This window comes from Streptomyces sp. NPDC059917, from assembly GCF_042730635.1.
Lineage (GTDB): Bacteria > Actinomycetota > Actinomycetes > Streptomycetales > Streptomycetaceae > Streptomyces.
Genome location: NZ_JBHWLC010000048.1, coordinates 31,000 through 51,967 on the forward strand (window position 1 = coordinate 31,000; position 20,968 = coordinate 51,967).

Sequence of the window (20,968 nt, forward strand, 5' to 3'; positions counted from 1 at the left end):
GGCCCGAACTCCACGAGTTCGGGCCCCCCTTCGCGCGGGTGCGATGCGGATCGGGCGCTATCGGGGACCGGCGCTCGCCGCGGGCTCGCGCAGCCAATCGGCCTCGGTGGTCCAGAAGAGACAGCTCGCGCCCAGGTAGTCGCCGGCGAAGTCCGTGAACCGTTGGCGGGTGTACGGGAGGCCGGTCCCGGGGTCCTTGGCGCCGATGTCGGGCTCCTGGACGGCCATGGCGACGAGGGGGAGGACGTCCTTGTACGCGTGGAGGAACTTGTAGGAGTTCTTCATCTGCCAGTCCCGGTCCGGCAGGGTGTCCGGTCCGCCGATGCCGATTCCCTTGTCCCGGGCGAGGTCGAACATCTCCTTCATGCGCCGGTGGTCGTCGTCGTCCGGCAGGAAGTTCACGTACTGGACGAAGGGGGTCTTGGTGAAGACCTTCCTGCCGTAGGCCATGTTCTCCAGTTCGGCGTCGATGTAGGACGTGGAGTCGTACCCGGTGCGGTCCTTCTTCGTGTCCACCTCGATCGAGGTCTCGGGCAGGTTCACCCCGCCGAGCCTGCCGTCGAACTTCGCCGCCATGGCCTTCAGCAGTCCCTGGAAGTCCGTCCGCACGTCCTTCTTCCACTGCGCGGCCATGGCTCCGGTGCTCGTGACCACATCGGGGTTCTCGTCGATCGTCGGGGCGACCCCGCCCGCGTCCTTCACGTACTGGGGGACATTGGCGTTCTTGATGTCGTCCACGTCGAAGAACCGGTCCTGGAGCTGGACGAACAGCTTCTTGCCGTGGCCCTGGAGGTACGTCAGGGCGTCGTCGAGCCTCGACCACTTGTACTCGCCCTTGCGGCCTTCGAGGGCCTTCCACGGCACCACCACCTGGACGCCGTGGATGTCCGGACGGTCGATCTTGGCCTTGATGTCCGGGGCCTGGCCGGACACGGCCTCCTCGAAGTCTCCGAGCGACATGTAGAGGTAGTCCGTCGGCGCTTTGCCACCGGGGGCGGCGGGGGCCGCGGATGCCGCCCCCGTCGTGCTCGCCAGGGCGATGGCCGTCAGCACGACGGACACCGATACGGGGAGTGTGCGCTTCATCGTCATGCGCGGACGCTATGGGGCACTTCTCAGAGGAATATAAGAACGGCCCACGGACGCCGGTCGTGCTCGCCGTCGGCCGCGCCGCCGTGCCCGTGGGGCGGCCTCTGGGGCATGATCGTGCGCGTGAGTGCCGAAGAAGAAGCCGTGGCGTACGCCTGCATGATCGTCCGGAAGCCGGCCGCCACCGCCTTCCGCGCCTTCGTCGACCCCGACGTGACCACCCGGTTCTGGTACAGCGGGAGCAGCGGGCCGATGGTCCCCGGCGCCGAGCTCCAGTGGGAGTGGGAGACGTACGGGGCCAGTGCCCGGGCCCGCGTCACCGCCATCGAGACGGACCGGCTGATCCGGTTCGAGTGGGGCAACTACGCGCGGCCGACCAGTGTCGAGGTGACCTTCACCCCGCGCCCCGGGCCGCCGGAGGCCACCTTCGTCGAGGTGCGCGAGAGCGGCTTCCACGGCCGGGGCGCGGAACTCGTGGCGTGGCTCAACGACACGGTCGGCGGGTTCACCACCGCTCTGTGCGCCATGAAGGCCCTGCTGGAACACGACATCGAGATCGGCGCCGTCGCCGACCACCATCCGGCCTGAGGGCCGCCGCTGGGTGTGCCGGCGGCTCCACCTGGACAGTCGCCGTGGCCGGCCCGGCTCACGCCTCGGATACCGTGTGTCTCCACGGGGTGCCATGACGGATGTGACACCCCCCACCGGAGGTAGTCAGCGTATGAGTTCAAAGCGCAGCAAGAATCCAGCCCTGCCCGTACTTGACGACGCGTTCCGACTCGCGTCGGTCAAGGACGCCGACGAGTCCACCCGTGACGTGGCCGCGCGGCTGGCCACCACCGAGCTGCGCCGCGTTTCCCACCCGGGCCGGGTCACCTGGGAGCCCATCGAGCAGGCCGAGCCCGTACCGGTCCCGCCGACCGTGGTCGACGGTGACGGGGACCTGTGGCTGCGGGACCGGGGCACGGGCACCTGGACCATGCCCGAGTTCAACGCGACGGAGTTCCCGGCCCGCTGTGGCGAGGTCCTGACGTGGAACCAGCTCGCCTGCGAGTTCGGCCCGCTGACCGCGCTGGCCGACGACCGCCGCATCGGCGGCGGCCGGCGCTGACCACGCAGCCTTCCGGGATCACCGCGCCTCTAGTCGCGCGCCCGGAGGGTCTTCGTCAGCAGCCCGCCCGCGACCATCAGGGCGACGCCCAGCCACCACACGTTGCCGTCGAGGACCAGCACCGCGATGCCGATCGGCACCAGCAGCCCCGCCAGGGGCAGCAGCAGCGCGGACCGCCCGGGCCCGCTCTCGCCGCGGGCGCGGGCGCGGACCACGCCCGGGTACCAGACGGTGAAGCGCAGGGCGGCGACGATCGCCAGGATCTGGATGATCCAGCCGGTCCAGATGTTGTCGGGGTTGTGCAGGACCAGGTCGCCGTAGCCCCCCGCGAGGGCCGCCACCAGGAACGCCAGGCCCCACACGCCGGTGATCACGTAGTTGGTGCGCAGGAAGGCGGGTGCGTGCCACAGCGACGGGTCGACCTGTTCGCGGGCGTACTGGAGCGTGAAGGGCATCCGCACGGCCATCGAGCCGAAGGCGATCACCGTCAGGGTGAGGTTCGCGATCTCCCCCGCGTACGTCTCCAGCCAGCGCAGCGTGCCGTCGCTCGCGAGGGCGCCGATGAGGGCCAGCGCGGCGAAGAACACCACGTCGGCCAGTTCCAGCAGCTTCCAGGAACCGCCGCGGCGCGCGAAGCGGCTCAGGGCGATCAGGGCGAGGGCCGTGCCGAGCGCGATCCCGACCGCGATCTCGAACCGCCCGGGGCCGACCAGCAGCGAGAAGACGATCCACGGCGCCATCCCGACGACCGGGTTCTCCAGGAAGCCGGAGACGGGTCCGGTGGCCGTGCCGTAAGCCTCGGGGCGGGTTTCGGAGCGCACCCTTCCAACGTACGCGCCGACCCTCGGGACGCGCGCGGCGGCGGGGTCCGGTCCGCCTGCCGCGGGGCGGGCCCCGGCCGTGCGGCGGCGGCCCCGCGGCGGCGGTGCGTCAGCTCTGGGCGGTGTCGTCGCCCGCCTGCGCGGCGGCGGCCTCGGCGGCCTCGGCGGCCTCGGCGGCGCGGGCCTTCTCGCGCATCTTGCGCACCAGCTCCGCCTTCTGGTCGGCGGCGCCCTTGCGGTCGAGGTTGCGGTGCGGGCCGTTGTTCTGCCGCTCGGCGCGGGACAGCTTCTTGCGGTGGCCGCCGCCCTGGCCCACGGGGTTGTTGATGTTCTTGCTGTCGGTCACGAGCTCTCCGGGAATGAGGTGAAGCGATCTGCGGATCCATCGGTGGGGACGGGCGCGGCGGCGTCGCAGGACGTCGGCAGGGGTCCCGTCACACCCTCCATCGTAGATCGGCGGCCGGACGGACATGACAAGGGACGGATGCCGGGTCGATGACCCGTCACGGTCGGGTCCCCGTCGCTGTCCGGGCCCCGTCACGGTCAGGGCCCCTTCATCGACGGGTGCGGACGAGGGTGCCGGACAGTTCCGCGCGGCTGCGGATGCCCAGTTTCCGGTAGGTGCTCGTCAGGTGGGTCTCCACGGTGCGCCGGGCCAGGTGGAGGAGGTCGGCGATCTCGGTGTTGGTCCTGCCCGCCGAGGCCAGTTCGGCGATGCGGCGCTCGCTGCCGGTCAGGGCCGCCGAACCGGTCCGCGCCGCGGTCGGGACCCGGGCGCCGCCCTCGCGCAGGGCCTGCTCGGCCAGGGCCAGCAGCCGCAGGCCGCCCTTGCGCTCGGCCAGGTCCGCCGCCTCGCGCAGCCGGTCCCGGGCGCGGCCGCGCTCACCGGCGGCGAGGAGCTGGCGGCCCTGGGCGAGGAGCGCCTCGACGAGTTCCATCCCGGCGTCGGCGGGTGCGTCCCTGAGGGTGGCGACCGCCTCCTCGGCGAGGTCCAGGCCCCGGCGGCCGCCGGTCGCGGTGCCGAGGACGCGCAGCGCCCGCCCCACCGTGCGCGGGGTGTTCCACACCCGCGCCAGCCGCAGCTCCTCGGTGGCCAGGGCCAGGGCTTCCTGGTCGCCGCCGAAGGCGAGCCGGCACTGGGCGACCGCCGTCCGCCAGGGGGTGACGACCGGGCTGAACACCTCACGGGCGCTCTGGCGGCGGCCGCACTCCAGGAAGTCGTGCAGCGCGCCCGCCGGGTCGCCGGCGGCGAGGCGCTGCACTCCCCGCGCGTACAGGAAGCGGTTCAGCTCCCACGACTCCGGGGCCCGGCTCAGGTCGAAGGCCTCGGCCAGCTGTCGGGCCTCCTCCGGGCGGCCGGTGTGGACGAGCGCCATCAGCACGTGGGCGTCCCGGTTGGAGGGCCCGCCGTGGGCACGGGCGGCGACGGCCGCGCCGTCGCCGCGCACCGCGATCAGCCGGGCGACGTCTCCGCGGGCGGCCGCGATGTCCGCGCGGGTGTTCAGGAGCGCGTCCTCCATGGGGTGGAGCAGGGCGGGGTACTGGCCGACCAGGCCGCGGTCCACGAGCCGCTCGGCCTCGTCGAGTTCGTCGGCCCATTCGGCGACCGCCGCCGCCGTCCCCAGCAGGAACGGCTCGGCCAGCGGGTCGCAGGGCTGGGCGAGCAGGGCCCGTACGCGGGTCATGGCCTCGGCGGCCGAGATCAGCCCGGCCGTCGCCTCGTACCGCACCAGCAGGGCCCGGCTGGCGGTGCCGACGAGCTCCGGCGCGTCCTCGCCGCTCGCGGAGAGCCTGCGGTAGGTCTCCTGGCGGGAGGCGAGGTCGGCGTCGGACAGCAGCGCGGTGACGGTCTGGACGGTGCGGGCCAGGCCCGGGTGGCCGTCCAGGCCGTCCCCCGTGCGCCGCATCACCTCCAGCGCCGTGGTGACCTCGCCGCGGCCGACCAGGGCCGTGCCGAGGGCTACGGCGGCGCGCACCCGGTCGCGGGGTGCGGCGGGCAGGTACTGGGCCTCGGCCAGCCGGGCGATCGCCATCGTGCCGTCGTCCGAGGCGTACTCCAGCGAGCCCAGTTCGGTCAGCAGGCGCTGGCGGTGGTCGTCGGTGAGCGGCTCGTCCAGGGCGCGCCTCAGGTAGCCCGCGGCGTCGCGGGGGCGGGCGTCGTGCGCCGCGACGGTCGCCGCGTCCCGCAGGACGCGCAGGGCCCAGGGCAGGCCGTCGCCCGGGGTGCGCAGCAGGTGGGCGGCGACGGTCTCGACGCGCCCGCCGCGACGCAGCATCGTCTTCGCGGCCACCAGGTGCGCCGCCTCCCGCCCGGTGGTGGGCCAGCCGCTCAGCACGGCGTCGCGCAGCAGCCGGTGCGCGAAGCGCGGCAGGCCGGCGGGATCCGGGCGCAGGAGTCCGATGCGGGTCATCGCGGTGAGCCAGCCCGTGACGCGTGCGGGATCCGCTCCGGCCGCCTCCGCGAGGACCCCGGGCACGTACGCGGCCACCGGGACGCCGACCGGGGCGGAAGCGGCCTGGGCGGAGCCTGCCCGGGCGCCGGGCGCGGTGGCGGTCAGGGCGGGCGGGTTCGGGTGGGGCCCGGGGGTGGCCGGTCGGGGCCAGGCCTCCTCCAGGGCTGCCAGGCAGCGGGCCACCTCGGCCGTCGCCGGGCCCGCGCTCTCCAGCCACCACGAGACGGCCGCCGGGTAACTGCCGGGGTACAGCGCGGCGCAGGTGTCCGGCAGCAGCGGGTCCGCTTCCGGCGCGCCGCCGAGGTCGTGGAGCAGGGCGTGCAGGAACAGCGGGTTGCCCGCCCCGGCCAGGACGACCTCCGCCGTCCCCTCGGGTCCGGCCGCGGGCAGGGCGGCGCGGACGAGCTCCGCGGCGGCCGCGTCCCCGAGCGGGTCGATCGTACGGATGCTGACGAGCGAGGGCGGCAGCGACCGGGCGAGCCCGGAGCGCCGGGGGCCGATGTCGTACTGGCTGCGCTCGCTCGCCACGAGTAAGACGGGTAATCGGTCGATGTGGCGCACCGCTTCGCGCAGCCAGCGGCGGGAGGCGGAGTCGGCGAGGTGGACGTCGTCGACCGCCAGCAGGAGCGGTCCCCGGGCCGCGTACGAGCGCAGCAGCCGCCACAGCCGGGCGGCGTTCCCCCGGTCGACGTGGTCGGGCACGAGGTCGATGAAGTCCGGCACCGGGCCCAGGAGTTGCAGCACCGTGGCGAAGGGCACACCGGTGTCCTCCGGCGAGCACCGCGCCGACAGCACCCGCAGGCCCAGCCCCTCGGCCTCCCGCACGGCGCCCTCCAGCACGGCGGTGCGGCCGGTGCCGGTGGCGCCCTGGAGCAGCAGCAGGGAACCGGAGCCGGAGCGGGCCCGCTCCGCCCGGTCCGCGATGAGCGCCCGGGCGCCTTCGCGCTCGTGGAGTGGTGTGGTCATCGGTACCTCCCGTGGGCAAGGGTGTGCTCCGCCGCCACATGAGACGACCGGGCCCGCGGCCTGGTGACCGGAAGTGGCGCACCTCACTTCCGCGCGCCACGACCGGCCCGGGACCGAGGGGCAGGGCCGTGACCTGGGGCGACGCGCACGGATCGGGAGGGCCTCGTGGTCATCACCGGAACGCTCTCGTGGTGGGGCCCGTGGTGGTCCACGATTGCCCCGACCGGGGCGCCGGGAGAAGTGTTGGGGAGTTCATCGGCTACCGGCCCGGGCCGCACGACGGGCCGCTGCATAGGGGAAACGTTGCTCGACTCACCCCGGACCGTCACCACGCCCTCGGACCCGACGTCCTACCCCGCCACCTCCACCGGTACGGGCCCGCGCGCGGGCTCCGCGGACCGGCGCGTGCCCGTGGCCGTGTACGCCTCGGACCCGATCAGCCTGGAGGGGACGGTCGGCCAGCTGCGCAGACGCCCCGAGGTCGAGCTGCGGGAGGAGTCCGGTCCGGACACGGTGGCCCTGCTCGTGGTGGACGCCCTCGACGATGCCGCGCTGACCCGGCTGCGCCGCCTCGTGCGCGGCGAGGGCGCACGCGCCGTGCTCGTGGTGGGCGCGATGCGGGAGGGCGAGCTGCTGGACGTGATGGAGTGCGGGATCGGCGCGATCGTCCGGCGCCGCGACGCCACGGCCGAGCGGCTGGTGCGGGCGGTGCTGGCCGCGTCCCGCGGCGACAGCGATCTGCCCGCCGATCTCCTGGGGCGCCTCATCCACCAGCTGGGCACGCTCCACCGGGGTGCGGCGGGTCGGCCCGGTCCGCCGGCGCTCGGGCTCGCGCCGCGCGAGGTGGACGTCCTGCGCCTGGTCGCCGAGGGCTTCGACACCGCAGAGATCGCGGGCAAGTTGTCCTATTCCGAACGGACCGTCAAGAACGTCGTGCACGGCCTCACCATCCGGCTCCACCTGCGCAATCGTGCGCACGCCGTGGCCTTCGCCTTCCGGGAGGGTTACATCTGACCGTTCGGGCAACCCCGGGCGCCGGTGGGTGTCCGAGCGGGCAGGCCCGGTTGCCCCGGCGTCGTCCCCCGCGCTCCTGTGGCCCGCGCGCCGCCCGGGGGAGGATCGGTGCGGGACCACGGCCCGGGCACGACCGGCCGTGCGGGCAGGGCGGGAGTGCGGGCGTGATCCACGAAGTGGACGAGGTGCTGGCGGGCGTCCTCGGCGGCGGGGCGTTGGCGGGTTCGGGCATCGAGGTGTCCTTCGAGGCACCGACCCGGGACTGGGCCGCCCGGCGCAACGCCCCCGTGGTCAACACCTACCTGTACGACATCCGGGAGGACGTGGCCCGGCGTCAGCGCGGGCGGACGGAGGTCCGCGACGACCGGGACGTGGTCGTGCGGCGCCGTCGACCGCCGCGCTGGTTCAAGCTGTCGTACCTGGTGACCGCGTGGACGAAGACCCCGCAGGACGAGCACCGGCTGTTGTCCGCCGCGCTCGCGACGCTGCTGCCCCGCGAGGTGCTGGCGCCGGAGGAACTACCGGGCTCCCTGCGGGCGCTGGGGCTCTCCGTGCAGCTGACGGTGGCCGGCGTGCAGACGGAGGCGCGCTCGCTCGCCGAGATCTGGTCCGCGCTCGGCGGCGAGCTGAAACCCTCGCTGGACCTGGTGGTGACCGCGCCCTTCCCGGCCTTCCCCGAGTACGAGGCGGGGCCGCCGGTCACCGAGGGCGCGACCGTCCGGCTCGGCGGGATGGACGGCGAGCCGGTGGCGACCGGGGGGCGTTCGCACCGCCCCCACCAGGTGGCGGCCGCCCGGGCGGCACGGACCGGCGCCGGGGACGCGCCCCTCGCGCGCGAGGCCTCCCGCCGCTCGGACGCGCGGTGAACGCCCCCCACGCCGCCGCGCTCGCGCGGTCGGCGGCCGACGCGGGCGGTCCGGCCGGTCCGGGCGACCCGGGCCGCGGGCTGCTCGACCGGCTGGACGCCCTGCGCGGGCTGGTGTCCGCGCTGGTCGAACGACGGACCGCCACCGATCCGACCGCCGACGACCCCCTGCGCGGCCTCTACCTGTCCGACGAGGCGGTCCACCACGTGCTCGGCACCTGGGCCCCGGTGTCCGACGCCGACGCCGACGCCGGGTCCGACCGAGGCGTCGTCGCGGGACCGTCGCACGGCTCCTGGGAAGGGCCGGACCGGATGGCCCGGCTGGCCGGGCGGGCGGGGCTCGGCGCGCTCGACGTCGCCCTCGTGCTCGTCGCCCTCGCTCCCGACGTCGACCGGACCTTCGAGCCCCTCTACGGCTACCTCAACGACGACGTGAGCAGGCGCCGGGCCACCGTCGGCCTCGCCCTCGAACTCTGCGGGGTGCCCACCCGGTCCGCCGCCGCCCGGGCCCGGCTGCACCCGTCCGCGCCCCTCCTCGCCCTCGGCCTGTTGGAAGTCCTCGAACCCGAACGCCCCTTCCTGACACGCTCGTTGCGCGTGCCCGACCGACTGACCGACCATCTCCTCGGTGACGACACCCCGGACGCGGCCCTGCTCGGCCTGCTGCGCCCGATGCCGGATCCGCTCCCGGGCGACCGAGCGGCCGAGCAGTTCACCCACCGGCTCGCCGCCCTCCTGGCGACCGCGCCCGCCACCGTCTACCTGCGGGAACAGCGCGAGGGCGACGGCCTGGCCGCCTACGCCTCGGCGTTGCGCGCCGCGGGCCTGGACGGGCTGTGCTGCGCCGAACCGGGCGGACACGTCCCCGAGCTGCTGCGCGAGGCCCGCCTCGGCGGCCGGGCCGTCGTCGTACCGGCGCTGCCCGCGGAACCCGGCCCGCTGGTCCGGGCGCTCGTCGCGGCGCCGGACGTCACCGTGCTGCTGGCCGGGACCCGCCCGTACGACCCCCACTGGGCCCCCGAGGACCCCCTGGTCCTGGACGCGCCGGACCGCCGGGACGGGGGGACCGACGCGTGGCGGGCCGCGCTGGGCACCGACGCCGGATCCGACGGCTTCGACCTGGCCGCGACGGTCGCCCCGTACCGCCTCGGCGGGGACCGGATACGCCGGGCCGCGCGCGCGGCCCGGGCACTGGCCGCCTTCGACGGCGCCCCGCTCACCGCGACGCACGTACGGCGCGCCGCGCGCCGCCAGTCGGCCTCGGGGCTGGAGAGCCACACCCGCCGCATCCGACCGGCCGTGGACTGGGGGGACCTGGTCCTGCCCGCGGGGCCACTGGCGCAGCTGCGCGAACTGGCCCTGCGGGCCCGCCACCGCGACCGGGTGCTCGGCGACTGGCGGCTCAGCGCCGGCGGGGGCCGCGGACGGGGCGTGCTCGGCCTCTTCGCCGGGGAGTCCGGGACCGGCAAGACGCTGTCGGCGGAGGTCGTCGCGGCCGATCTCGGACTCGACCTGTACGTGGTCCAGTTGTCCTCGATCGTGGACAAGTACGTCGGTGAGACCGAGAAGAACCTGGAGCGGATCTTCACGGAGGCGGACCGCACCGACGCCGTGCTGCTCTTCGACGAGGCGGACGCCGTCTTCGGCAAGCGTTCCGAGGTCAAGGACGCCCACGACCGCTACGCCAACATGGAGAGCTCCTACCTGCTCCAGCGGTTGGAGTCCTTCGACGGGATCGCGCTGCTCACCACGAACCTCCGCGCGAACATCGACGCGGCCTTCACCCGGCGCCTCGACCTGGTGGTCGACTTCCCGTTCCCGGACGCGGGGCAGCGCCTCGCGCTGTGGCGGCACGGGCTGGCGCACGTGCCGTCCGCCGACGGGATCGACCCGGCCCCGCTGGCCCGGGACTTCGAGCTGGCCGGCGGGTCCATCCGCAGTGCGGTGGTGACCGCCGCCTACCTCGCCGCGGGGCGGGGCGACGAGGTGACGGCCCAGGACCTCCTGGAGGGTGCCCGCCGGGAGTACCGCAAGGCGGGGCGGCTGGTGCCGGGCGAAGGCGGCTGGTGAACCGGCCACCGGGGGCCCGGTCCCCGTTGGCCCGGCGGACCCGCGATCAGCCGGTCCTGGGGTGGACGATCTTCCATTCCTGGTTGCCCGTGTTGGTGCAGTCGGAGATGTCCAGCCGGTCGTTGACGGCGGAGCCGCCCTTCACGTTCAGGCACTTGTTGTTGCTGGCGTAGTTGCGGATCCAGTAGTCGCCGCTCTCCTGCGGGGCGATCCACCACAGTTGGTTGTCGGCGGTGGTTCCGTCGCAGGTGAACTCGCCGATCCCGGTCCCCACGGGCCGTCCGTCGTACTCACCGAGGTCCATGCAGAGCTGGTCCTTGACGTTGCGGATCTGGAAGAGGGGGGTGCCGCCGGGGCCGAGTTCCGGATACTTCACCTCGAGGTTCCACAGCTGGTTGTCCGCCGTGGTGCCGACGCAACCGGCCTGCTGGACGACCTCGTTGATCCGCCCCTTGTCGGTGCCCGGCAGGTCGGCGCACATGCGGGTGGCGGCGTTGCGCAGCAGGACCTTCGCCGCGGGCACCACGGGCGGCGGGCCCGTGGGCTTCGCGGACTTCCCTCCCCCGCCGTCGGCGTCCGGCTTCTCGGCCTTGGGCGCTTCGGGGGTGGCGCTGGGCGAGGGCGGCGGCGGGGCGAGGGGCCGGGTGGTCGGCAACACGGTGCCGGCCTGTTCGGTCGCCTCGGTGGCCGCCGTGCGCACCTGCGGGTCGTAGGCCATCCAGATCATCACGAAGGCGACGGCCAGGGCGAGCAGCAGCCCGAAGGAGGTGGCCAGCCAGCGCGGCAGGAAGCCGCGCTGGACGTAGGTCCCCTCGACCTCCAGCGGCTCGGCCCCAGAGCGGCGCACCGCCAGGGTGTAGGGCCGCTCCTCCTTGGAACCGAACCAGACGATCCGCCGGGGCCGCAGGGTCGTGTCGACGAACGCGGCGCGCCCGGCGTCGATCTGGACGCTCCCGGGGCGGATCTCGTAGGTGAGGTGCTCCCCGGTGTCGCTGCCCGTGATCGACGCCGTCACCTTGGTGTTGCCGAGGTTGTCCACCGCCAGCCGGGGACGTCCGCGCAGGCGCCCCTTGACGGTCGGCGGCACGAGTTCGGCGCGCACCTCGGTGAACGCGGTGACGGTCAGGTTCCCTTCGGGGACCGTCACGGCCTCGGGGTGCTCGGTCGGTGTGACGCGCACCGCGTACGGGTTCGGCCCGGCCGTGGCGTCGGGGGTGCGGGGCGGGGCGAAGGTCAGCTCCACCGTGCCGGTGGTGCCCGGGTACAACCTCAGGGTCGCCGGTTCCACCGTCGTCCAGGGCGCCGCGTCGCCGACGGGTTCGAAGCGGTACTCGTCCACCACGTCACCGGTGTTGCGCACGCGCAGCCGTACGCGCGTGCTGCTGCCCGGGTCGACGGTGACGGAGGCGGGTTCCAGGGAGGTCCATAGGCTCACCCCCCGCACGCTAACCGCGGCCCCGCCGCCGGCCAGGAGCCGCGGGGGCACGGGCGGGGGCAACGACCGTGCCCCCGGGCAGGTACCGGGGGACGTTTCGAGGGGGCGGCGCGCGCGTCAAGGTGGTGCTGTCCTGTCTCGTACCCGAGGAGAGCAGAGCATGCCGTCCTACCTGTCGCCCGGCGTCTACGTCGAGGAGGTGGCCAGCGGTTCGCGCCCCATCGAGGGGGTCGGCACGTCGGTGGCGGCCTTCGTCGGGCTGGCTCCGTCCGGCCCGCTGAACGAGCCCACGCTGGTGACCAACTGGACCCAGTACGTCGCGGCCTTCGGCGACTTCACCGACGGCTACTACCTCGCGCACTCCGTCTACGGGTTCTTCAACAACGGCGGTTCGGCCGCGTACGTCGTGCGCGTCGGCGGGTCCGCCGAGGACGCCGCCGCCCAGGGCCGGGACCGGGGCGGGGCGTCCGCGCCCGCCGCCGTCACCGGTGCGGCCGCCCGGCCCCCGCTGCCCGCCGCCCCCTCCCGCCCGCTCGGTTCCTTCGCCGTGGCCGCCGTCGCGGAGGGCCTCGGCCCGCTGTCGGTCGAGGTCGCCGACCCGGAGGGGGAGGGACTGGCCGAGCGGTTCAAGCTGATCGTCAAGGACGGCGACAAGCCGGTCGAGAGCTTCGACGTGAGCGCGAAGAAGGGCAACCGGTCCTACGTCGTCACGCACGTCAAGGAGCACTCCCGGCTCATCACGGTGACCGAGGCCGCGCCGTCGGGGCAGTTGGCGCGACCGGAGAACCAGACGGTGGAGCTGCCGGCGCCCCCGGCCGCCCCGGCCCTCCCCGCCGACCGGGGCGAGGATTCCCACCCCGGCCCCGCGCAGTACCTCGGCGACTCGGCGGACCGCACGGGCTTCGGCGGCCTGGAGGCCGTCGACGAGATCTCCATGGTCGCCGTGCCCGACCTGATGTCCGCCTACCAGCGCGGCGCCATCGACCTGGAGGCCGTCAAGGCGGTCCAACTCGGCCTGATCGCCCACTGCGAGCTGATGGGCGACCGGGTCGCGATCATCGACCCGCCGCCCGGCATGAACGCCCGCTCCATCCGGGTCTGGCGCCAGGAGACGGCGAACTACGACTCCAAGTACGCGGCCCTGTACTACCCGTGGATCAAGTCCTTCGACCCGGCGACCGGGCAGTCGCGCCTGGTCCCGCCGAGCGGTCACGTCGCCGGCATCTGGGCCCGCAACGACAGCGAGCGCGGTGTCCACAAGGCCCCCGCCAACGAGGTCGTGCGCGGCGCGGTCGACCTCGAACTCCAGATCACCCGGGGCGAACAGGACCTGCTCAACCCGATCGGCGTGAACTGCATCCGGGCCTTCCCCGGCCGCGGCATCCGCGTCTGGGGAGCGCGCACCCTCTCCTCCGACCCGGCCTGGCGCTACCTGAACATCCGCCGGTACTTCAACTACCTGGAGGAGTCGATCCTGATCGGCACCCAGTGGGTGGTGTTCGAGCCGAACGACCACAACCTCTGGGCGCGGATCCGCCGCAACGTCTCGGCGTTCCTGGTCAACGAGTGGCGCGGCGGGGCCCTGTTCGGGCAGAGCCCCGAGCAGGCGTACTACGTGAAGTGCGACGAGGAGACGAATCCGCCGGAGTCGGTCGACCTCGGCCGGGTCGTCTGCGAGATCGGCATCTCACCGGTGAAACCGGCCGAGTTCGTCATCTTCCGGCTGGCGCAGTTCTCCGGCGGCAACGGAGAGCTGGAGGAGTGACCGGGTGCGGAGCCCGCCTCCGTCCCCGTCGTCCCTCCGCGCTCCCGCGCGCCCCCCTCCCGTCGTGAACAGGACAGCGAACACATGAGCCTCCAGCCGGGTGACGCCCTCACCTCACACAACTTCGGCCTCCAGATCGACGGGGTGATGGTCGAGTACCTCGCCGAGATCAGCGGTCTCACCCTCGAACAGGACGTCATCACCTACCAGCAGAACAGCGCGCAGGGCCGACCCGAGGTGGCGCTGCTGCCGGGCGTCCAGAAGAACGGCCAGTGCACGGTCGTGCGCGGCATGACCCAGTCGGCGTCCTTCACCGAGTGGATCAACGACTCGATCCGCGGCCAGATGAGCACGGCCCGCAAGAACGCCTCCATCATCATGATGGACTACGAGGACAACCCGGTGAAGCGCTACAACCTGCGCAACGCCTGGTGCAGCAAGATCGAGACGAGCACGGTGAAGGCCGGCGAGGCCGCCGCGCTGACCGAGTCGGTCACCATCGTGTTCGAAGAACTGGTCATCGAATAATGCGCCGTTCGACGACCGGGGCAGCGGCGGGGGCGGACCTTCCCCCTTCGGCCCCCGCCGCCGCGCCCGCCCCGCCCGCCGGTCCGTCGGCGGAACCGGCACCCGCGTGGGCCTTGCGCACCGAGTTCCCCTTCGAGCTGCCGCGCGGGTACGTGGACGAGGCGGGCACCGTGCACCGTGACGGCGTCATGCGGCTGTCCACGGCGCGCGACGAGCTGGTCCCGCTGCGGGACGTGCGCGTGCAGGAGAACCCCGCGTACCTCTCGGTGGTCCTGCTCGGCCGGGTCATCGTCAGGCTGGGCACGCTGGCGATGGTGCACGACGGGATCGTGGAGAACATGTTCGCCTCGGACCTGGCGTTCCTCCAGGACTTCTACCGCCAGATCAACGCGGAGGGCCACACCCGCGCGGCCGTGCGGTGTCCGCACTGCGCGGAGCCCTTCGAGGTGGAGCTCGGCGGGAGCCGCCTGGGGGAATCGTGACGTACGCGACCGACCGGCTGCACGAGGAGATCGCGTACGTGGCCTTCCACTTCCACTGGGAACTGGAGGCGATCTTGGACCTGGAACACCAGGACCGGCGCCGGTACACCGAACAGATCGCGTCGTTCGTGACGCGCGCCGCACCGGAGGGCTGAGCAGGTGGCATTCCTGGACCGGCTGCGGGGCAAGCGGAGCGGCCGCGGCGGCTCCCCCGCTCCGGGAGCCGTGGACCCGGCCCCGGCGACCGCTCCTGCCGCGCGCCCGGTGGCCGTTGCCGCCTGGACCGGCCTGCCGCCGTTGGCGCGCACGGCGGACGGGGCCGCGACGGGTGTCGCGGACGCCGGTTTCGGCGGGCGGCTGGCGACCTGGCAGGACCCGGCGTTCACCCGGGGACCCTCCCCGGCGGTACTGGATCCCGCCGCGGGCGGCGGGCTGCTCCCGGGTGCGGTGGCCGGGGCGGGCGGGCCCGTCGTGGGGCTCGGGCGGCCCGCCCCCGCCCTGCCGTTCGCCCCGGCCGGTGTGCCCGCCGTGCAGCGCGTGCCGGTGGCGCCGCTCCGGGCGCTCCCGCCTGCGTTCCCCGCGCGCACGGGCACCCGCCCCGTCGGGTCCGCCCCGGCCCTCACCGCAGGCCGCGCACCGGCCCCCGGAGCGGTGACCGGCCCGGCCGCGGCCTCGGCCCCGGCGCGGGAAGCGTCCCGTGGGGCGACGACCGCCCGGGCGGGCCGCGCCCCGACTCCGGTACCGGGCCCGTCCCGTAGGGCGGTGTCCGCCCCGGCCGTGACCACGGCCCCGACGGGTCGCGGCGCGGCCCCCGTACGGGAAGCGGCCCCCAAGGCGGTGTCCGCTTCGGCCGTGCCCGTGGCTCCGGCGGATCGCGCCACGGCTCCGGCACGGGACGCGGTCCGTGGAGCGACGACCGCCCCGACGGGTGGTGCCCCGGTCCCGGGACGGGAGGCGGGCCTTGGGGCGGTGTCCGCCGCGACCGCGGCCACGGCGGAGCGGGCGCCGACTCCGGTACGGGAAGCGGCCCGTGGGTCGATGGACGACCCGGTGGGCCGTGTGGCGGTCCCCGTGCGGGCAGCGGCCCCTGGGGCGGTGTCCCCTTCGGGACCGGCGGTTTCCCGGGGGATCCGGGTGACCCCCGTACCGCCGGCTCCGCCCCGGACCCGGCGGCTCCTGTCGCAGGCACCTCCCGTCCACGCGACCGTCCAGCGGACGCTGTTGGCGGCGCAACGGCCCGCGCGACCACCGGCGCAGACCCGGGCGGCCCCGACGGCGTCCGAGTCGGCCGGGCCCTCGGCCCCGATGGCTCCCGCGCCCTCGGCGACCCCGACGGCCTCGCTGACCCCTGTGCCCCCGGCCACCCCGGCGGCGGCGATCCCGGCGTCCGTCACGGGCCCTGTGTCCCGGGGCGGTCCGGCCGTGGGCGCCGCGACCGCGCCGGGCAGCATGCCACCGGCCCAGCGGGGCGCGGCTCCCCGTCCCGACGGGGTGTCCGTCAGCGCTCCGTCCCCGGGCGGCCCCGCCGTCGCGTCCGCGCCGCAGATCGCCCCTGCGGTGCAGGACGGTCCGGTACGGGGCGCCCCGCCGCGACCGACGAGCGCGGAGCGCCCGGCTCCGGCTGCCCGGCGTACGGGGCTCGGCGCGCCGGTGCAGCGCAGCGCGGTGCGACGGCCCGAGGGTTCCGCACCGCGCCCGGACGCCCCCCAAGTCCCGGGCGCACGAGGGCCGTCGGTGTCCGGGGCTGCGCCTGCGCCGCCCCGGCAGGAGCCGCCGCGCACAGGTGGCTCCGGCCACCCGGCGCCGTCCTCCCCACCCCCGGCCGGGGGTGGGACCGTTCGGCGATCGGTGAACGAACCCGTGCGGGTCGACGAGCGCCCGGCGACCGCCGTGCCCATCGTCCGACGGGCGGTCGGATCGCCCGTCGTCGCACCCGACGAGCGCCCTGCCCCGAAGACGTCGTCCGGCACCCCGCCCCCCGCGTCCCCTCCCGCGCCCCCGCGCGCCGACCGCAGCACCCCGGCCACCGGCACCGGCACCCCACCCGTCCAGCGCGCCACAGCCCCGACCCCGCCGACACCGGCCCCGCCCGCACCCCCGCGCGCCAACCGGCCCACCGAGCCCCGCGTCCCGACCGCTACCCCCGCCACGCCCACCGCACCCGCACCCCCGCGCACCGACCGCCCCACCGAACGCGGCGTCCCGGTCACCGGGCACACGGCGCACACCGCTCCCCCGCGGACAACCGCTTCCGGCACGACGCCGGTCCAGCGGACCTCGCCCCCGCGCGCCAACCGCCCCACCGAGCCCCGCGTCCCGACCGCTGGCCCCGGCACGCCCACCGGAACCGCCACCCCGCCCGTCCAGCGCGCCACAGCCCCGACCCCGCCGACACCGGCCCCGTCCTCGGCCACGCGTGCCGCGCGTCCGGACCCCGCGGCGGGGGCCGTGGGGCGGCCCGTCTCCCCCGTGCGCCGTGGCTCCGGGCCACCGGCCCCGTCGGCGTCCGGGCATCCGGGCTCCCGGCCGGGGGCCGTTGCTCCTGAACCCGGCCCCGGGGGGCCCGTACGCACGGGGCTCGGCGCGCCCTTCGCTCCTCCGGCGCGGGATCCGGAATCCGGTGGTGCGTCCGAGGCCCGGCGCCGGTCCGCGCCGGGCGCGTCCGCCCGTACGGTTCCGATCGGCGTCGGCGCTGCCGCTCCCCCGCCGGTCCAGCGGGCCTGGGCTCCGCCGGTCGTCGCACCCGGCGCCCTCTCCGGGCGCGGGGTGCCGCTGCGGCGGGCCTCCGGTCCCGCGGCGAGCGGACCGCTTCCCGTGGCGCCGCTGACGGGCCCGTCCGGGGGGCACCCGGTCCAGCGCCTCCCCTTCGGCACCGGTTCCGGCCGGTCCGTCGGGGCGCTCGCGGCCGCCGCGTCGGCCGCGGTCGCCTCGACGCTGGGGCACATCCGGCCGTCCCCGCAGCGACCGCCGCCGCAGGAACCCCCGCCTCCCTACGAGCCCCCGCCGCCGTACGAACCGCTCGCGTCCGGCGGGCACCCGCCCGCCGGGGCGGCGCTCTCCCAGGGGGACCCGCCGCCCGCGTACGCCGCGGTACCGGCGGGCGCCTTCGATCCGCGCGAGCTGACCGAGTTCCAGCTCGACGAACTGGTCCACCGGATCATCGACCGCGTCACCCGCCTCGTCCGTACCGAACTGCGCATGGACCGGGAACGCATCGGCAGGCTCCGCGATCCGCGCGCCTGACGGACCGACACCTCCAGAACGACAGGAAGGCCCACCTCCGATGTCCCGCCAGGACCCCGGGTCCACCATCTGGTTCACCCTCACCATCGACGGCGAGAGCCTCGGCTACTTCAACGGGTGCGAAGGCCTGTCGTCGCAGGTCGAGGTCGAGCACCGGCAGGAGGGCGGCAACAACGGCTTCGTGTGGCAGCTGCCCACCCGGGTCACCTTCTCGACGATCCGGCTCACCCGGCCGCTGACCCCGGACACCGCGAAGGTCGCCAAGTGGATCTCGTCCGTCCAGACCGGCATCAAGCGGCCCACCGCACAGATCGCGGCGCTGCGGGCCGACGGGTCGTTGGTGGCCCGCTGGGGACTCATCGACGTGCTGCCGGTGCGCTGGCAGGGCCCGACCCTCGACCCCGCGAGCGCCGCCGTGGCCACGGAGGTCCTGGAGATCGCCCACCACGGGTTCACGGACTGACGGCGCGACGGAACGCGAAGGAGGCACACCATGGCCAGGAACAGCAGGAGCGCCGGCAAGAGCCTGGTGCGCGCGTCGTTGGCGATCCACGAACCCCCGGTCGGGACGAGCACGACGCCCGGCGCGCTGATGCGGAACTTCGGCTTCGAGTTCAATCCGGCGCAGCTGTCGCTGAGTCAGCGCGCGCAGTGGAAGGCGACGCCGACGATGGCCGTGCGCGACGGCTCCAAGCCGGAGTTCATGGGCGCGGAGCCGCGCGAGATGACCCTGGAGATCTTTTTGGACTCCTCGACCGCGCCGACCGGCAACACGGTGCTGCGGAAGGTGGAGTCCCTGCTGGGCTGCTGCGAGGTGACGGCGAAGAGCATCGCCGGCAAGCAGCCGTCGCCACCGTGGGTCGTGTTCGAGTGGGGGTCGTTCTCCACGGCCCGGTTCGTGGCGTACGTGAGCTCCGTCGAGGCCTCGTACAGCCTCTTCGGCACCACGGGGGTGCCCATCCGGGCCACCTGCCAGGTCCACCTGGTGGAGATCCCGGGGAAGACCAAGGGCCAGAACCCGACGTCCGGTGCGCTCAGCGCCCAGCGCGTGCACCGGGTCGTGGCCGGGGATTCGCTGCAGTCCCTGGCGTGGCGGGAGTACGGCACGGCCACCGTCTGGCGGGTGATCGCCGACGTCAACGGCATCGACGACCCGTCCCGGCTGGCGCCGGGCACCCAACTGGTGCTTCCCGCGCCCGAGGAGGTCTCCCGCTGATGGTGCAGCCCGCTTTCTCCAGCATCATGCAGGTGCGGATCGGCGCCGCGAAGCTCCCGGACGACATCGCCCCGCTGCTCGTCGAGGGCTGGGTCGACCAGGGCGTCGGCGTGCCGGCCGCCTTCCGGCTGACCTTCCGCGATCCGTACCGTCTGGTCCTCGGCAAGCTGAACGTCACCTTCGGCACGAAGGTGGTGCTCACCCCGATCGCCGACGGCCAGGGGGGCGGCAACCCCCTGTTGACCGGCGAGGTCACCGCGTTGGAGGCCGACTACGACGGCACCGGCAGCTTCACCGTGATCCGCGGTTACGACCTCGGGCACCGGATGATGCGTCGACGCCGCGTCGCCGCCTACCGCAACCAGAAGGCGTCCGACATCGCCCGCAAGCTCGCCGCCCTGGACGGGGTGCCCATCGGCCGGATCCAGTCGACGCGGGGCACCTACTCCTTCATCAGCCAGTCCAACGTCACCGACTGGGACTTCCTCTCCCGGCTCGCCGACGAGAACGACATGGTGATGTCCCTGGACTCCAAGGGCCGGTTCCGGTTCGTGACGCCGATGCCGTCGGCCGGTGCGCCGTCCCCGCGCTCCGGCGCCGACACGAGCCCCTTCGTGCTGCGGGCCGGCCACGACATCCTCCGGCTGCGGGCGGCGGTCACCGCCGCCGACCAGGTCGCCGAGGTCGAGTCGCGCGGCTGGAACGTCACCACCAAGAAGAAGATCGTCGAGACGGCCCCGGTCACCACCGATCCGGGCATCTCGATCGGGCTCACCCCGGGGCAGGCGGCCGGGAAGTTCGCGTCGGCCCGGCTCGTCGAGACCGCCACGCCGTACGACCGGCAGGACCAGGTCCGGGGCGCCGCCGAGGCGCTGGCCTCCGACGTCACCTCGTCCTTCGCCGAGTTGGAGGTCTCGGTGCACGGCGATCCCCGGCTGCGGCCGGGGGTGCCCGTGGCCCTCGGCGACGTGGGCCGGCCCTTCGAGGGCAAGTACACCGTCACCTCCGTGCGGCACGTCTTCGGCGACGGCAAGCACTACGAGTCGTGGATCACCGTGAGCGGGCGCCAGTGGCGCTCCTTGTACGGACTGACCTCGGGCGGGGGCGCCGCGGACGCGACGAGCGCCTCCCGGCTGCCGGGCGTGGCCAACGCGATCGTCACCGACGTGCAGGACCCGCTGAAGCGGGGGCGGGTCAAGCTGCAGTTCCCGTGGCTGGACGACACGTACGTGAGCGACTGGGCCCGCGGCGTGCAGCTCGGGGGCGTGGGCGGCGGCGGGATCTTCCCCATGGACGTCGGTGACGAGGTGCTGGTCGCCTTCGACCGGGGCGCGCTGGACCATCCGTTCGTGATCGGCGGTCTCTACAACGGCCGGGACCTGCCGACCCGGGTCGACGACGTGCCCCTGCACGACGGTCTCAAGCGCAAGGCCGCCCGGCACACCCTGTCCGACCGGCAGGCCAACCGCGTCGACCTGCTCAGCCAACGGACGGGGCGGCGCCGGCAGGGCGTCCGCATCGCCACCGGTGACGACCGGCTGACCATCAACCTCGACCGAACCGAGACGGAGATCACCGTCGACAGCGCGGGGGCGGTGACCATCAAGGGCGGTCGCGCGGTGTCCGTCGAGGCCGGGACGGACCTGACGCTCAGTGCCCGGCGCCGGCTCACCCTCAAGAGCGGCGGCCCGCTGGACATCCAGGGCAGCGGCATCGTCACCGTCAAGTCCGCCGGCGCCGTCAACGTCGACGCGATGGGGCTGCTCAGCCTCAAGTCCATCGGCTCCACCATGATCACCTCCGGCGGCACGGTCCAGGTCACCACCATCGCCAACGTCGGCATCCGCGCCCTGAAGGTCGACCTCATGGGAGTCGTCTACGTCAACCAGATCAAGTACCCCTTCGGATGA

General features: G+C 74.6%; 18 protein-coding genes. 13 read left to right on the forward strand and 5 right to left on the reverse strand.

Annotation, left to right across the window (positions count from 1 at the left end; all coding sequences use genetic code 11):
* Positions 1–57: 57 nt before the first annotated feature.
* Positions 58–1,092: a hypothetical protein gene (locus ACFWAR_RS25520; protein WP_385781356.1), complete on the reverse strand. Its 1,035-nt coding sequence runs from the start codon at positions 1,090–1,092 to the stop codon at positions 58–60.
* 120 nt (positions 1,093–1,212) lie between these two features.
* Between ACFWAR_RS25520 and ACFWAR_RS25525 the strand changes: the two genes are divergently transcribed.
* Both ACFWAR_RS25525 and ACFWAR_RS25530 read left to right on the forward strand, forming a co-directional pair.
* The gene (locus ACFWAR_RS25525) at positions 1,213–1,677 is read left to right on the forward strand and encodes an SRPBCC domain-containing protein (protein ID WP_385781359.1); all 465 of its coding nucleotides are present in this window, start codon (positions 1,213–1,215) and stop codon (positions 1,675–1,677) included.
* 133 nt (positions 1,678–1,810) lie between these two features.
* The gene (locus tag ACFWAR_RS25530; RefSeq protein WP_385781362.1) at positions 1,811–2,200 is read left to right on the forward strand and encodes a hypothetical protein; all 390 of its coding nucleotides are present in this window, start codon (positions 1,811–1,813) and stop codon (positions 2,198–2,200) included.
* Between the two features lie 29 nt (positions 2,201–2,229).
* Here ACFWAR_RS25530 and ACFWAR_RS25535 read toward each other — a convergent pair whose 3' ends face one another.
* From ACFWAR_RS25535 to ACFWAR_RS25545, 3 genes are all read right to left on the reverse strand, one after another.
* Positions 2,230–3,021, reverse strand: a complete 792-nt coding sequence (locus ACFWAR_RS25535) for a hypothetical protein (protein ID WP_385781365.1) — start codon at positions 3,019–3,021, stop codon at positions 2,230–2,232.
* Positions 3,022–3,130: 109 nt separating this feature from the next.
* Complete coding sequence (locus tag ACFWAR_RS25540; RefSeq protein WP_385781368.1) at positions 3,131–3,367, reverse strand: DUF6243 family protein; 237 nt, start codon at positions 3,365–3,367, stop codon at positions 3,131–3,133.
* A 208-nt stretch (positions 3,368–3,575) separates the two neighbouring features.
* The gene (locus tag ACFWAR_RS25545) at positions 3,576–6,440 is read right to left on the reverse strand and encodes an AAA family ATPase (RefSeq protein WP_385781371.1); all 2,865 of its coding nucleotides are present in this window, start codon (positions 6,438–6,440) and stop codon (positions 3,576–3,578) included.
* Positions 6,441–6,743: 303 nt separating this feature from the next.
* Here ACFWAR_RS25545 and ACFWAR_RS25550 point away from each other — a divergent pair, with 303 nt between their 5' ends.
* The 3 genes from ACFWAR_RS25550 (at position 6,744) to ACFWAR_RS25560 (ending at position 10,389) form a co-directional block, all read left to right on the forward strand.
* On the forward strand, positions 6,744–7,454 hold the full coding sequence (locus tag ACFWAR_RS25550) for a LuxR C-terminal-related transcriptional regulator (protein WP_385781374.1): 711 nt from the start codon (positions 6,744–6,746) through the stop codon (positions 7,452–7,454).
* 164 nt (positions 7,455–7,618) lie between these two features.
* The gene (locus ACFWAR_RS25555) at positions 7,619–8,320 is read left to right on the forward strand and encodes a DUF4255 domain-containing protein (protein WP_385781377.1); all 702 of its coding nucleotides are present in this window, start codon (positions 7,619–7,621) and stop codon (positions 8,318–8,320) included.
* The gene (locus ACFWAR_RS25560; protein ID WP_385781380.1) at positions 8,317–10,389 is read left to right on the forward strand and encodes an ATP-binding protein; all 2,073 of its coding nucleotides are present in this window, start codon (positions 8,317–8,319) and stop codon (positions 10,387–10,389) included. Before ACFWAR_RS25555 ends, ACFWAR_RS25560 begins: the two co-directional genes overlap by 4 nt.
* A 46-nt stretch (positions 10,390–10,435) precedes the next feature.
* Here ACFWAR_RS25560 and ACFWAR_RS25565 read toward each other — a convergent pair whose 3' ends face one another.
* The gene (locus ACFWAR_RS25565; RefSeq protein ID WP_385781383.1) at positions 10,436–11,824 is read right to left on the reverse strand and encodes an RICIN domain-containing protein; all 1,389 of its coding nucleotides are present in this window, start codon (positions 11,822–11,824) and stop codon (positions 10,436–10,438) included.
* Between the two features lie 160 nt (positions 11,825–11,984).
* On the opposite strand from ACFWAR_RS25565, the gene ACFWAR_RS25570 reads away from it, so the two are divergent.
* The 8 genes from ACFWAR_RS25570 (at position 11,985) to ACFWAR_RS25605 (ending at position 20,968) form a co-directional block, all read left to right on the forward strand.
* Positions 11,985–13,589, forward strand: coding sequence for a phage tail sheath subtilisin-like domain-containing protein (locus tag ACFWAR_RS25570; protein ID WP_385781385.1), 1,605 nt, complete (start codon positions 11,985–11,987; stop codon positions 13,587–13,589).
* 84 nt (positions 13,590–13,673) lie between these two features.
* Complete coding sequence (locus tag ACFWAR_RS25575; protein WP_385781388.1) at positions 13,674–14,117, forward strand: phage tail protein; 444 nt, start codon at positions 13,674–13,676, stop codon at positions 14,115–14,117.
* Entirely contained in the window at positions 14,117–14,599 is a 483-nt protein-coding gene (locus tag ACFWAR_RS25580) for a hypothetical protein (protein WP_385781391.1), read from the forward strand. Before ACFWAR_RS25575 ends, ACFWAR_RS25580 begins: the two co-directional genes overlap by 1 nt.
* Positions 14,596–14,754, forward strand: coding sequence for a DUF6760 family protein (locus ACFWAR_RS25585; RefSeq protein WP_385781393.1), 159 nt, complete (start codon positions 14,596–14,598; stop codon positions 14,752–14,754). Before ACFWAR_RS25580 ends, ACFWAR_RS25585 begins: the two co-directional genes overlap by 4 nt.
* Positions 14,755–17,413: 2,659 nt before the next feature.
* Positions 17,414–17,842, forward strand: coding sequence for a hypothetical protein (locus tag ACFWAR_RS25590; RefSeq protein ID WP_385781396.1), 429 nt, complete (start codon positions 17,414–17,416; stop codon positions 17,840–17,842).
* A 40-nt stretch (positions 17,843–17,882) separates the two neighbouring features.
* Positions 17,883–18,305 carry a phage tail protein gene (locus tag ACFWAR_RS25595; protein ID WP_385781399.1) on the forward strand — a complete coding sequence of 141 codons (423 nt, stop codon included), beginning with the start codon at positions 17,883–17,885 and terminating at the stop codon, positions 18,303–18,305.
* Between the two features lie 30 nt (positions 18,306–18,335).
* Positions 18,336–19,058, forward strand: a complete 723-nt coding sequence (locus tag ACFWAR_RS25600) for a LysM peptidoglycan-binding domain-containing protein (protein WP_385781402.1) — start codon at positions 18,336–18,338, stop codon at positions 19,056–19,058.
* On the forward strand, positions 19,058–20,968 hold the full coding sequence (locus ACFWAR_RS25605) for a VgrG-related protein (RefSeq protein WP_385781405.1): 1,911 nt from the start codon (positions 19,058–19,060) through the stop codon (positions 20,966–20,968). Before ACFWAR_RS25600 ends, ACFWAR_RS25605 begins: the two co-directional genes overlap by 1 nt.